This is a genomic window from Paenirhodobacter ferrireducens (assembly GCF_004022265.1).
GTDB lineage: Bacteria > Pseudomonadota > Alphaproteobacteria > Rhodobacterales > Rhodobacteraceae > Rhodobacter > Rhodobacter ferrireducens.
The window spans coordinates 123,745-136,673 of sequence record NZ_SAVB01000002.1 but is presented as its reverse complement, the minus strand read 5'-3'; the positions used below and the strand labels follow the sequence as shown (position 1 = coordinate 136,673).

At 66.5% G+C, this 12,929-nt stretch carries 12 protein-coding genes; 6 read left to right on the top strand and 6 right to left on the bottom strand.

The genetic code is table 11. The features are described 5' to 3' along the window. Window position 1: 1 nt before the first annotated feature. Window positions 2-2,404: a glycogen/starch/alpha-glucan phosphorylase gene (locus EOW65_RS02175; protein ID WP_276319587.1), complete on the bottom strand. Its 2,403-nt coding sequence runs from the start codon at window positions 2,402-2,404 to the stop codon at window positions 2-4. A gap of 191 nt (window positions 2,405-2,595) precedes the next feature. Then, entirely contained in the window at window positions 2,596-3,651 is a 1,056-nt protein-coding gene (locus EOW65_RS02170; RefSeq protein ID WP_128147367.1) for a sensor histidine kinase, read from the bottom strand. Window positions 3,652-3,899: 248 nt separating this feature from the next. On the opposite strand from EOW65_RS02170, the gene EOW65_RS02165 reads away from it, so the two are divergent. Then, the gene (locus EOW65_RS02165) at window positions 3,900-4,214 is read left to right on the top strand and encodes a hypothetical protein (protein WP_128147366.1); all 315 of its coding nucleotides are present in this window, start codon (window positions 3,900-3,902) and stop codon (window positions 4,212-4,214) included. A gap of 2 nt (window positions 4,215-4,216) precedes the next feature. On the opposite strand, the gene EOW65_RS02160 is transcribed toward EOW65_RS02165, so the two are convergent. The 3 genes from EOW65_RS02160 to EOW65_RS02150 are packed head-to-tail and all read right to left on the bottom strand — an operon-like array spanning window position 4,217 to window position 6,294. Continuing rightward, entirely contained in the window at window positions 4,217-4,738 is a 522-nt protein-coding gene (locus EOW65_RS02160) for a gamma carbonic anhydrase family protein (RefSeq protein ID WP_128147365.1), read from the bottom strand. Beyond that, window positions 4,735-5,376, bottom strand: coding sequence for a guanylate kinase (gmk, locus tag EOW65_RS02155; RefSeq protein ID WP_128147364.1), 642 nt, complete (start codon window positions 5,374-5,376; stop codon window positions 4,735-4,737). Before gmk ends, EOW65_RS02160 begins: the two co-directional genes overlap by 4 nt. A 3-nt stretch (window positions 5,377-5,379) precedes the next feature. After that, the gene (locus EOW65_RS02150) at window positions 5,380-6,294 is read right to left on the bottom strand and encodes a YicC/YloC family endoribonuclease (RefSeq protein WP_240664450.1); all 915 of its coding nucleotides are present in this window, start codon (window positions 6,292-6,294) and stop codon (window positions 5,380-5,382) included. Between the two features lie 163 nt (window positions 6,295-6,457). Between EOW65_RS02150 and EOW65_RS02145 the strand changes: the two genes are divergently transcribed. Next, window positions 6,458-7,183 (top strand): PAS domain-containing protein, encoded by a 726-nt coding sequence (locus EOW65_RS02145; RefSeq protein ID WP_128147363.1) that lies wholly within the window; start codon window positions 6,458-6,460, stop codon window positions 7,181-7,183. An 83-nt stretch (window positions 7,184-7,266) separates the two neighbouring features. Here the strand turns inward: EOW65_RS02145 and EOW65_RS02140 are convergent, their stop codons facing one another. Next, a complete protein-coding gene (locus tag EOW65_RS02140; protein WP_128147362.1) occupies window positions 7,267-8,637 on the bottom strand; it encodes a class II 3-deoxy-7-phosphoheptulonate synthase in 1,371 nt (456 codons plus the stop codon). 190 nt (window positions 8,638-8,827) lie between these two features. On the opposite strand from EOW65_RS02140, the gene EOW65_RS02135 reads away from it, so the two are divergent. From EOW65_RS02135 to EOW65_RS02120, 4 genes are all read left to right on the top strand, one after another. Then, complete coding sequence (locus EOW65_RS02135; RefSeq protein WP_128147361.1) at window positions 8,828-9,934, top strand: GlxA family transcriptional regulator; 1,107 nt, start codon at window positions 8,828-8,830, stop codon at window positions 9,932-9,934. A 155-nt stretch (window positions 9,935-10,089) separates the two neighbouring features. After that, on the top strand, window positions 10,090-11,274 hold the full coding sequence (locus tag EOW65_RS02130) for an ABC transporter substrate-binding protein (protein ID WP_128147360.1): 1,185 nt from the start codon (window positions 10,090-10,092) through the stop codon (window positions 11,272-11,274). Window positions 11,275-11,383: 109 nt separating this feature from the next. Continuing rightward, window positions 11,384-12,172: an ABC transporter ATP-binding protein gene (locus EOW65_RS02125; protein WP_128147359.1), complete on the top strand. Its 789-nt coding sequence runs from the start codon at window positions 11,384-11,386 to the stop codon at window positions 12,170-12,172. 52 nt (window positions 12,173-12,224) lie between these two features. Then, window positions 12,225-12,929, top strand: a complete 705-nt coding sequence (locus EOW65_RS02120; protein WP_128147358.1) for an ABC transporter ATP-binding protein — start codon at window positions 12,225-12,227, stop codon at window positions 12,927-12,929.

The following is a 12,929-nucleotide window of genomic DNA, read 5'->3' as shown; positions in this document are numbered from 1 at the left end:
CTCAGAGGGCGGACTCAGTCCCCCAGATATCGGTCATGTAACCACGAATGGCTCGGTCAGAGGAGAAGAAACCCATGCGCGCGGTGTTCATAGCCGCCATGCGCCACCATTTATCCGGCTCGGCAAAGGTCTTGTCGACCTCGGCCTGAGATTCACGGTAGGCCTCGAAATCCGAGGCCACAAGGAAATAGTCAGAGTGCCACATATTGTGGACGAGGCCGTGATAGCGGGTCGGCTCGTCGGGGCTGAAACGGCCCTCGGCGATCATCTGCAAGACGTCCTGCAGCGTCTGGCTCTCGAGGATGGCATGGCGGGCATGCTCGGGGTCCTCGCGGTGCTTCATCACCTCCTGCGCGGTCAGACCGAACAGGAAGAAATTCTCCGGCCCGACCTGCTCGCGGATCTCGACGTTCGCGCCGTCGAGCGTGCCGATGGTCAGCGCGCCGTTCAGCGCGAATTTCATGTTGCCGGTGCCCGAGGCTTCCTTGCCCGCGGTCGAGATCTGCTCGGAGAGGTCCGAGGCGGGGATCAGCCGTTCCGCCATCGAGACGTTGTAATTCGGCGGATAGATGATCTTCAGCCGGCCGTCGACATAGGGGTCGTTATTCACCACGGCCGCCACGTCATTGATCAGGCGGATGATTTCCTTCGCCGCCTGATAACCGGGCGCGGCCTTGCCGCCAAAGATCTTGACCCGCGGCTGCCAGTCGGCGGTCGGGTCGTTGCGGATCTCGTGCCATTGCGCGATCGTCTGCAGGACGTTCAGCAGCTGGCGCTTGTATTCGTGGATGCGCTTGATCTGCACGTCGAAGAGCGCATCGGGGTCGATCTTCACCCCCTGGGTCTGCCCGATCCAGTTCGACAGCGCTTCCTTGTTGACCCGTTTCGCCGCCGCAAAGGCGTCGCGGAAGCCCTTGTCCTCGATCGAGAGTTCCAGCTCGCGCAGGCGGTCAAGATCGGCTTCCCAACCCTCGCCGATGGTGTCGCTGATCAGATGCGACAGCGCCGGGTTCGCCATCCGCAGCCAGCGCCGCGGGGTGACGCCATTGGTCTCGTTGACGATCCGGTCGGGGTGCAGCTTGTGCAGCTCGGGGAAGAGGTTCTGCTTCACCAGTTCGGTGTGCAGCGCCGAGACGCCGTTCACCTTGTGCGCGGTGACGAAAGCGAGCTCGCCCATCCGCACCTCGTGATGCTTCACGATGCCGACGTAATGCGGCCGCGAGGGGTTTGTGCGCAGGTGCCAGGCGTCGATCTGCTCGATGATCTGCATGTGGCGCGGCAGCACCGAGCCCATCAGATAGGTCGCCCAGCGTTCGAGCGCCTCGGGCAGGAGCGTGTGGTTCGTATAGCCCAGACACTCGATCGCCGTCGCGATCGCATCGTCGAAGGGCATGTCGTAAAGATCGGTCAGGATCCGCACCAGCTCCGGCCCGGCAATTGCCGGGTGGGTGTCGTTCATCTGGATCGCCACATGTTTCGCCAGATCGGCCAGCTTGAAGCCGCCCGCCAGATGCCGGCGGATGATGTCATGCAGCGCCGCGCCGGTCAGGAAATACTCCTGCTTCAGCCGCAGCTCCTTGCCCTGATAGGTGGTATCGTCCGGATAAAGCACCCGGCTGAGCGTGCGGGCGAGCGTCTCGGGCTCGGCCGCGGCGGTGTAATCGCCGTGGTTGAAGCGCGCGAGGTCGAAGAGCGTCGTGGGTTTCGCCGACCACAGCCGCAGCGTGTTCGCCCATTTGCCCTGCCAGCCGATCACCGGCATGTCGAAGGCCTCGGCGATCACCGTCTCGGCCGGCACCCAGACGGTCTTGCCGTTGCGGGTCTCGACGCCGCCCTTGAAGCCGATCTCATAGGCCGCCTCGGGGCGTTCGAACTCCCACGGGTGGCGCTGCTTGAGCCAGTCCTCGGGGGTTTCGACCTGCTGCCCGCCCTCGAAGCGCTGACGGAACAGCCCGTGCTCGTAGCGGATGCCATAGCCATAGCCCGGGCAGCCGAGCGTCGCCATGCTTTCCATGTAGCACGCCGCCAGACGGCCCAGCCCGCCGTTGCCAAGCGCCGCGTCGGGCTCGTCCTCGACCACCGCGCGCCAGTCCTGGCCAAGGCTCTCGATCGCCTCGCGGCAGGCCGCGCGCATGCCGAGGTTGATCGCCGCATCCTCGAGCATGCGGCCGATCAGGAATTCCATCGACAGGTAGTAGACCCGCTTGTGGCCCTGTTCCCAGGTCTGCTTCGTGGCGGCGAACCACGGTTCGACGATCCGGTCACGGATCGCGAAGCTCAGCGCCATGCGCCAGTCGTAGACCGAGGCGTGCCCCGCGTCCTTTCCCATCGAATAGATCAGATGCCGCAGGATCTCTTCCCGCAGGGTTTCGACGGAGGGGGCGATAACATCTTTCACGATCACACCTTTCGCGCACGTTGTTAACCCCTTGATGGGATGCGGGCGGCACGCCGTCAAGCCGCACAGAAAGGCTGTCGCCACCTGTGGCCCGGCGGTTTCGGCTTTGCCCGTTTCTGCGGCACTCGACCAGAGGATCGTAAAGACTTCATGGCAGGGCGTGGGGTTGGGCCGGAATTTGCCCGTCGCGCCGGTGTTCAGCTTGCCGGCAGGATCACGCTGAACCGGCTGCCCTTGCCCTTCTCGCTTTCGATCTTCAGCCGGCCGCGATGGCGAGCGACGATGTGCTTCACGATCGCGAGACCAAGGCCGGTGCCGCCCTGTTCGCGCGAGCGGTGGGTGTCGACGCGGTAGAACCTTTCGGTCAGGCGCGGCAGGTGGATCGACTCGATGCCCTCGCCCTTGTCGCTCACCTCGACGCGCAGCGCCGGGCCGCGCAGCACCGGCTCATGCGCGATGCGGGCGACATTGATCCGCACCTCGCCACCCGAACCACCGTATTTGATCGCATTCTCGATCAGGTTGGCGAAGATCTGGGTGAGCTGGTCGGGGTCGCCCTTCACCCGCATCACGCCTTCCTCGCCCTCGCGGATTAATGCGACGCCGCGCGCCTCGGCCAAGGGCTGCAAGGTCTGCTTTGCCCCTTTCAGCACCGCCGAGATATCGACATCCGCGGTCGGGCGGCGCCGCTCCTCGGCCTCGACCCGGCTCAGCGACAGCAGGTCGCCCACCAGCCGGTTCATCCGCCCTGCCTCGCGCTCCATGATCGCGAGGAAGCGGTCGCGCGCCACCGGGTCGTCCTTGGCCGCGCCGCGCAGGGTCTCGACGAAGCCCATCAGCGCGGTGAGCGGCGTGCGCAGCTCGTGGCTGACATTGGCGACGAAATCGCGCCGCATCACCTCGGCCTCCTCAAGCGCGGTGACATCCTCGATCGCCACCACCGCGCCGCCCTCGGCCAAGCCGATCTCCTCGCCCGGCGGCAGCGGCGAGACCGTCGCCATCGCCACCATCTCGCGCCCGTTCGAGGAGATCCGCAGCCGCACCCGGCCGGGGCGGTCATCCTGCAACGCCTCCTCGAGCGCCTGACCAAGCGCGGGCTGGCGCAGCACGGTGACGAAAGCGCGCCCCTCGATGTCGCGACCGAAGAGCAGGCGGGCCGCGGGATTGGCCGAAACGATCCTCTCCGCCCGATTAACCAGCAAAATCGGAAGCGGCAGGGCGTCGACCAGAGAGGCTGTCAAAAAATCGGACATGTTTCGCTCCTTCTGCGCGCCGAAACCTTGACCAAAAACGCGCGGGAGTAAACCATGCGTCATTCTCTGCTTGCAGGCGAAGCATCCCGGGGCAAAGCCTTCGTCTGCTAATCCATTTTCCAGCGCGCCCGGTGCCGGGCGGCGCGGTGTGACGGAACGTGACGATGCCTTCTTCGAAGGGCCCTTCCGCCGGCCGCCCCCATTCCGGGGACGGACCCGATTCGCCTCCGTCGGGACGACGCATCCTGGTGGTGGAACCGTCGCAATCGCTGCCGCTCGCGCTGCGCGGGGTGTCGGGGGTCACGATCACCATCGTGCCGCTCGCCGCGGTCGATGCGGCGTTGCTCGCGCGGACCGTGCCAGATGTGGTGATCTCGCCGCTCCTCTGCCCCGAGCACGACATCCTCGACCTCGCGCGCCAGCTCGAGGCGCTCGGCTATCGCGGCGCGCTGCGGGCCTATAGCGCACCGCTACCGAACCCGCGGCTGATCCTCGCCGAGGTGCGGCAGATCTGGCACGGAGGCGATTTCGACATTCTCGAACTGCCGCCCAAACTGGGCTGAGCTCAGCCGAGGGCGCGCAGGCCCTTCGCATAGCGCGCGGCATTGGCGCGGTAATGCGCGGCGGATTTCAGCAGCTTTTCCTGCGCCGCGTCGTCAAGCTGCCGCATCACCTTGCCCGGGGCGCCCATCACCAGGCTGAAATCCGGGATCTCCTTGCCCTCGGTGATCAGCGCGCCGGCGCCAATGAGGCAGCCTCGGCCGATCTTCGCGCCGTTGAGCACCGTCGCGCCCATGCCGATCAGACTGCCCGCGCCAATGACACAGCCATGCAACATCGCCTTGTGGCCAATGGTGCAATCGGGCCCGATCACCAGCGGATAGCCGATGTCGGTGTGACACACGACGTTCTCCTGAACGTTCGAACCGTGGCCGACGCGGATCTCCTCGTTGTCGCCGCGCAGGGTGCAGCCGAACCAGACCGAGGCCTCGTCCTCCAGCACCACCTTGCCGATCAGGTTCGCGTCCGGGGCGACCCAGGCACCCTGCCCCAGTTCCGGCCGAATGCCGTCGAGTTCATAGATCATCGCGCTTCAAACTCCCTGTTCAGCTCGCGCACGAAGTCGTTCAGCCAGGGCTGCCGGTCCGCCCGCGCGCGCTCGGCGGCGAGAATTTCGCGCAGCTCCCTCTCGGCCTGATCGGCGTCGTGATTCACGATCACATAATCATATTCCGCCCAGTGGCTGATTTCATCGCGGCTTTTCGCCATCCGGGCCGCGATCACCTCGTCGCTGTCCTGCGCCCGCGTGCGCAGCCGCTTTTCCAGCTCGGCGATCGAGGGCGGCAGGATGAAGATCGAGATCACCTCCTTGCCGAGACTCGAGCGGCGGATCTGCTGCCCGCCCTGCCAGTCGACGTCGAAGAGCGTGTCGCGCCCGGCCTTCATCGCCGCCTCGACCGGGGTCTTCGGCGTGCCGTAGAAATTGCCGAAGACCTCGGCATGTTCGAGCATCTCGCCATTCGCGACCATCGCCTCGAAGTCGTGCTTGGTGCGGAAATAATACTCGACGCCGTCGGTCTCGCCCGGGCGCGGGGCGCGCGTCGTGGCCGAGACCGAGAATGTCAGCGTCGGGTCCCAGGCCATCAACCGCTTCGCCAGCGTCGATTTCCCCGCGCCCGAGGGCGAGGAGAGGATAATCAGAAGGCCGCGCCGGGGCTGGGTCATGGCTCACTCCACGTTCTGGATCTGCTCGCGCATCTGGTCGATGACGGCCTTGAGGTCAAGCCCGATCGCAGTGAGCGCGGTCGAGCCCGACTTCGAGCACAGCGTGTTCGACTCGCGCACGAATTCCTGGGTGAGGAAGTCGAGCTTGCGGCCGACCGGGCCTGCCTCGGCCAGAAGCGCGCGGGCGGCGGCGACATGGGCGCGCAGCCGGTCGATTTCCTCGGTGACATCGGCCTTCACCGCCAGCATCGCCAGTTCCTGCGCCACCCGCTGCGGATCGGCCCCGGGGGCGGTGTCGAGCACGCGGGCCAGCGCCGCCTGCAGCGCCGCCGCGGTCTCGGGCCGGCGCGCCTCGGCGGCCTCGGCCGCGGCCTCGGTCAGTGCGGCAATGCGGTCGATCTGGGCCGCAATCACCGCGCCGATCTGCGCGCCCTCGGCCGCGCGCATCGCGGCGAAGTCCTCGAGCAGCGGCGCCAGATCGGCGAGCAGCGCCGCGCGCAGCGCCACCGGATCGGCGATCTCGGGTGCGCCCTGCTCGATCACCCCGCGCAGCGACAGAATGTCCGCCGCCCGCGTCGGTGCCAGGGCAAGCCCCCGCTCGCCCGCCGCCGCCTCGACCCGGGCGAGCGCCGCGAGCGCCGCCTGCAACCCCGCGTCCGACAGGCGCAGCCCCTCGGCCCCCTCGCTGCGCGACAGCCGCAGCGTCAGCGAGATGTTGCCGCGCGCCGCCACCGCGGCGACCGCCGCCCGCACCGCCGCCTCGAGTCCCTCGACATCGGGCAGACGCGGGCGCAAATCAAAGCCCTTGCCATTGACCGAGCGGATCTCCCAGGCCCAGTCATGGCCGAGCCCGCCGCCCTGCCGCGCGGCAAAGCCGGTCATCGAGATCGTGCGCGGGCCGGATGCGATGTTAACCATTTAACACTTTCTTTCCCCTTTTTGCCCGGAACTGGCGTATTAAGGTTTTGGTAAGGATTTCGCCTCCGGGGCCATTCGAAAGCCCATAACCGCAGAATGCACGAGGCATTGCAATGGATGGCGGCGGAGGCGGAACGCCTGTGCCGCAGGAACGGGTGATGCGATGGACCGTGATATCGACGACAAGGTGATCCACTTCGGGGCGCAGGCGGGGCTCGGCATGCAGATTGCCTCGGAACTGCGCGCCTATTGGGAGGCGCTGCGCCGTGGCCGGCTGGTGCCCACGCGCGCCGACGTCGATCCGCGCGGCATCGAGCGCGCCCTCGAATACGCCTTCATCCTCGAGCGCGTGGCGCCGGGCATCGGCCGGTTCCGGCTTGCCGGCATGCACCTGAACGAGCTGATGGGGATGGAGGTGCGGGGCATGCCGCTCACTGCCCTGTTCACACCGCAGGGCCGCAAGCATGTCACCGAGGCGCTGGAGGCGGTCTTCGGCGGTCCGGCGATCGCCGACCTGCGGCTCGTCTCGGACGGCGGCCCCGGCCGGCCCCGGCTCGATGCGCGGCTGCTGATCCTGCCGATGAAATCCGACCTCGGCGACATCACCCGTGCGCTTGGCTGCCTCGTTGCCGAGGGCGACGGTTTCGGCCGCCCGCCGCGCCGCTTCGATGTGATCGCGGCCCATGTCGAGCCGGTGATCGCCGGCGCGCCGACGCCCGGCCCCCTTCCGCTGCCGGTCCGTCCCGAGGAGATTGGCCTTGATGCCCCGGTCTTCGGCAACCGCCGGCCCGCCCTGCCCGAGTTCGACACGCCCCTGGCCACCCGCCCGCTTTCCGACTGCACGCCGGAAGAGCGTCGCGCGATGTTCCACGTCATCAGCAACGCCTGAGACCGATGCCGCAGGATATGACGGGAACGGCCCGGAGCGATGCTCCGGGCCGCGGTCCTTGTGCCCGTCTGCCGCCGCCCTGCTCAGAGGCCAGAGGCCTTGCGCAGCGCGCGCCGGTCCTGCAGCTCCTCGGCGACGAGGAAGGCGAGTTCCAGCGCCTGCGAGGCGTTGAGCCGCGGGTCGCAGGCGGTGTGATAGCGGCTCGACAGATCCTCGTCCGACACCGCGCGCACGCCGCCGGTGCATTCGGTCACGTCGCGGCCGGTCATCTCGAAATGCACGCCGCCCGGGATCGTGCCCTCGGCCTTGTGCACGCCGAAGAACTCGCGCACCTCGCGCAGCACCGACTCGAAGGGCCGGGTCTTGTAGCCCGAGGCCGCCTTGATCGTGTTGCCGTGCATCGGGTCGCACGACCACAGCACATTCGCGCCCTCGGCCTGCACCGCACGGATCAGCCGCGGCAGATGCTCGCCGACCTTGCCCGCGCCAAAGCGCGCGATCAGCGTCAGCCGCCCGGGCTCGTTCTCCGGGTTCAGCTTCGCCATCAGCACCTTCAGATCGTCGGCCGTGGTCGAGGGGCCGCATTTCAGCCCGATCGGGTTCTGCACGCCGCAGCAGAACTCGACATGCGCGCCGTCGGGCTGACGGGTGCGGTCGCCGATCCAGATCATGTGACCCGAACCCGCCAGCGGAATGCCGGTGGTGCTGTCGACACGGCACAGCGCCTCTTCGTATTCCAGCAGCAGCGCCTCGTGCGAGGTGTAGAAATCGACCTTCGCGAGCTCATGCGCGGTGTCCGAGGTCACCCCGGCCGCGGTCATGAAGTCCATCGCATCGCCGATGCGCTCGGCCACCTCGCGATAGCGCGCCGCCTCGTCCTCGTCGGTGAAGCCGGCAATCCAGCTCTGCACCCGATGGATGTCGGCATAGCCGCCGGTCGAGAAGGCGCGCAGCAGGTTCAGCGAGGCCGCGGCCTGGGTATAGGCCTGCAGCATCCGGAAGGGATCGGGCACACGGGCCGCGGCGGTGAAGTCGAAGCCGTTGATGATGTCGCCGCGATAGCTCGGCAGCTCGACGCCGCCGATCGTCTCGGTCGCGGCCGAACGCGGCTTGGCGAACTGCCCGGCCATGCGCCCGACCTTGATCACCGGCACTTTCGCGCCCCAGGTCAGCACGATCGCCATCTGCAGCATCACCTTGAAGGTGTCGCGGATGTTGTCGGCGGAGAATTCAGCAAAGCTCTCGGCGCAGTCCCCGCCCTGCAGCAGGAACGCCTCGCCCCGCGCGGCCTTCGCCAGATCTGCCTTCAGCCGGCGCGCCTCGCCGGCGAAGACGAGCGGCGGCATCTTGGCGAGCTGCGCCTCGACCGCGCCAAGCGCAGCCATGTCGGGATAGTCGGGCATCTGCACCCGCGGTTTCGCGCGCCAGCCGGACTTCGTCCACCCCTTGACCATCTTCTCCTCCAGGACTTTCACAGGTTGCGCGGTTATAAGGCAGGCGTTAGCGAGAACAAACCGGTTTTTCCGCAGGCGCGCGCGAAAATGACTGTCGCGTGGACGGACATGAGGACGGGCTCCGATGCCCTCTTGCGAGACGCCCCGTTCCCTGCTTTCTGGGCATGAAACGACAAGGTCCCCGTCGCAAATGCGCATCCCCTCCACGACACCCCGCACCCATTCCCGACCGGCCCCCTCGCACGGCATCCTGCGCCTGGCCACCGGTGGGCGCACGCGGCGCTTCATCTTCCTGCTGCTCGACCGCTTCACACTGATGGCTTTTGCCAGTGCAATCGAGCCCTTGCGGCTTGCGAACCAGGTTTCCGGCGAGAAGCTCTATGACTGGAAGCTCGCCTCCGAGGACGGTGGCGACGTGACCTGCTCGAACGGCACGGTGATCCGCGCCGACATGGGGCTGGGCGAGGTCACCCGCGACGACACGGTGATGGTGTGCGGCGGCATCGACGTGGCCGAGGCGACGACGAAGCCGATCCTCGCCTGGCTGCGGCGCGAGGCGCGGCGCGGCGCGGCGGTGGGCGGCCTGTGCACCGGGGCCTGGGCGGTGGCGAAGGCCGGGCTGCTCGACGGCCGGCGCGCCACCATCCACTGGGAGAATCAGGACAGCTTCGCCGAGGATTTCGAGGAGGTGACGCTGTCGAAGGCGGTCTTCGTGATCGATGGCAACCGGCTGACGACGGCGGGCGGCACCGCCTCGGTCGATCTGATGCTGAAGATGATCGCGCTCGACCATGGCGAGGCGCTGGCCAATACCGTCGCCGACCAGCTGATCTACAACTCGATCCGCACCGACCGCGACAGCCAGCGGCTGTCGATCCCGACCCGGATCGGCGTGCGCCACCCGAAGCTTGCGCAGGTGATCGCGCGGATGGAGATGAACATCGAGGAGCCGATCAGCCCGGCGCGCCTTGCGGCCGAGGTCGGCATGTCGACGCGCCAGCTCGAGCGTCTGTTCAGCCGCTACCTGAGCCGCTCGCCAAAGCGCTATTACATGGAAATCCGCCTGCAGAAGGCGCGCAACCTGTTGATGCAGACCGAGATGAGCGTGATCAACGTGGCGCTGGCCTGCGGTTTCACCTCGCCCTCGCATTTCTCGAAATGCTACCGTGCGCAGTATCAGACCACCCCCTATCGCGAACGCGGCGCCTCGGGCGTGCCGTCGGCGACCAGCGTGATCGAGCTTGATGCTGACGAGTGCGACCTGACGGGAATCGACTTTCCGGAAGAAAAGTTCTGAGCCGCGCCGGCGATGCGCCGCGCCGTTGCGTCAAAGCGCCCATTTCTTGCCCAGATGGTCTATTTTCGGCCAATCCGTCGCGGGCTGCCCTATTTTCTTTTGCCAAAGGCGGGACTAACGTTTCCGCAATCATGTTCCAACAGGGGAGTGAACAGATGAAGAAGCTGCTTCTGGCGACGGCTGCCGTCGCGCTGTGCGCGGGCGGCGCCTTCGCCGAGGACATCAAGATGGGGATCTCGATGGGCTTCACCGGGCCGCTGGAATCGATCGCGCCGCCGATCGCCTCCGGCGCCGAACTGGCGATGAAGGAAGTCTCGGATTCGGGCAAGCTTCTGGGCGGTGACACCGTCACCCCGGTGCGCGGCGATTCCACCTGCGTCGACGCCGCTGCGGCCACCGCGACCGTCGAGCGGATGGTGACCTCGGAGGGCGTGAAGGGCATCGTCGGCGGCATGTGCTCGGGCGAGACCATCGCCTCGCTGACCAACGTCGCCGTGCCGAACGGCGTGGTGATGATCTCGCCCTCGGCGACCTCGCCCGCGCTCTCGACGATCGACGACAACGGCCTGTTCTTCCGCACCTCGCCCTCGGACGCGCGTCAGGGCGAAGTGATGACCGACATCATCATGGAACACGGCATCAAGTCCGTGGCGGTGACCTATACCAACAACGACTACGGCAAGGGCTTGGCCGACAGCTTCGCCGAGGCGTTCAAGGCCAAGGGCGGCACGGTGACCATCGTTGCCGCGCATGAAGACGGCAAGGCCGACTATTCGGCCGAGGTCGGCGCACTGGCGGCTGCGGGTGGCGATGCGCTCGTGGTGGCGGGCTATGTCGACCAGGGCGGTTCGGGCATCCTGCGTGGCGCGCTCGACACCGGTGCCTTCTCGACCTTCGTGCTGCCCGACGGCATGGTCGCGGCGACGCTCGAGAAGAACTTCGGCACCGAGCTCGACGGCTCCTTCGGCCAGATGCCGGCATCGGAAGGCGAGGGCAAGGACATGTTCGTCTCCCTCGCCAAGACCGCGGGCTTCGACGGCTCGAGCATCTACTCGGCCGAGGCCTATGACGCGGCGGCGCTGATGCTGCTGGCGATGCAGGCGGCGAAGTCGACCGATCCGAAGGTCTACAAGGACAAGATCATGGACGTCGCCAACGCTCCGGGCGAGAAGATCATGCCCGGCGAACTGGCGAAGGGCCTTGAACTGCTGGCCGAAGGCAAGGACATCGACTATGTCGGCGCCACCTCGGTCGAGCTGATCGGTGCGGGTGAATCCGCGGGCACCTTCCGCGAGATCGCCATCAAGGACGGCAAGATCGAGACCGTGAAATACCGCTGAGGCGGCACGGAGAACCTGGGGGCGGCCCGGAGCAATCCGGGCTGTTCCTTTTGAAACAAGGCCGAAAACGGCATTCTTCACGCAAAGAGTGAAGGTCACAGGGGACTGCATGATACGGGTCGAGAACCTGCACAAGCATTTCGGCGGCTTCCATGCCGTCGATGGCGCTTCGCTAGAGATCGCGACGGGCTCCATCACCGGGCTGATCGGCCCGAACGGGGCGGGAAAATCCACGCTGTTCAACGTCATCGCCGGGGTGCACAAGCCCACCTCCGGCACCGTGACGATGGATGGCGAGGACATCACCGGCCTGCCGCCGCACGAGTTGTTCCACAAGGGGCTGCTGCGCACCTTCCAGATCGCGCATGAATTCCCGACGATGACGGTGCGCGAGAACCTGATGATGGTTCCGGGCGGTCAGACCGGCGAGACGCTTTGGAACGCCTGGTTCCAGCGTGGCCGGATCGCCGAGGAAGAGGCGGCACTTCTGAAGAAGGCCGACGAGGTTCTTGATTTCCTGACGATCTCTCATCTGAAGGACGAGCGCGCCGGAAACCTTTCGGGCGGCCAGAAGAAACTTCTGGAGCTTGGTCGCACGATGATGGTCGAGGCGAAGATCGTGTTTCTCGACGAGGTCGGCGCCGGTGTGAACCGCACGCTGCTGAACACCATCGGCGACGCCATCGTGCGGCTGAACAAGGAACGCGGCTATACCTTCTGCGTGATCGAGCACGACATGGATTTCATCGGCCGGCTCTGCGACCCGGTGATCGTGATGGCCGAGGGCAAGGTTCTGGCCGAAGGCGCCCCCGACACCATCATGCAGAACGAGGCGGTGATCGAGGCCTATCTCGGGCGCGGGCTCAAGAACAAGGTCAAGACGGGAGCCGCGCAATGATCGGATTTTTCATGATAAAACAAGGTGTCATGGGATGTCCCGGAGGTGTCGCATGAGCTTTCTCGACGCTTCCAGCATGACCGGCGGCTATGGTGCCGCCGATATCCTGCACGATTGCACGCTCAAGGTCGAAAAGGGCCAGATCGCGGTGATCGTCGGCCCGAACGGCGCCGGCAAGTCGACCGCGATGAAGGCGGTCTTCGGCATGCTGCGGCTGCGCGCGGGCAAGGTGACGCTCGATGGCGACGACATCACCGCGCTGTCGCCGCAGGAGCGCGTGCGCAAGGGCATGGGCTTCGTGCCGCAGGTGAACAACGTCTTCCCGACGATGTCGGTCGAGGAAAACCTCGAGATGGGCGCCTTCATCCGCACCGACGATTTCCGCGACACGATGGAACAGGTCTATGACCTCTTCCCGATCCTGCGCGAGAAACGCTTCCAGAACGCCGGCGAGCTTTCGGGCGGTCAGCGCCAGCAGGTCGCTGTCGGTCGCGCGCTGATGACGAAGCCGAAACTGCTGATGCTCGACGAGCCCACGGCCGGCGTCTCGCCCATTGTCATGGACGAGCTCTTCGACCGCATCATCGAGGTTGCCCGCACCGGCATCTCGATCCTGATGGTCGAGCAGAACGCCCGCCAGGCGCTTGAAATCGCGGACATGGGCTATGTGCTTGTCCAGGGCGCGAACCGCTACACCGACACGGGCGCCGCCCTGATGGCCGACCCCGAGGTCCGCCGCACGTTCCTGGGGGGCTGA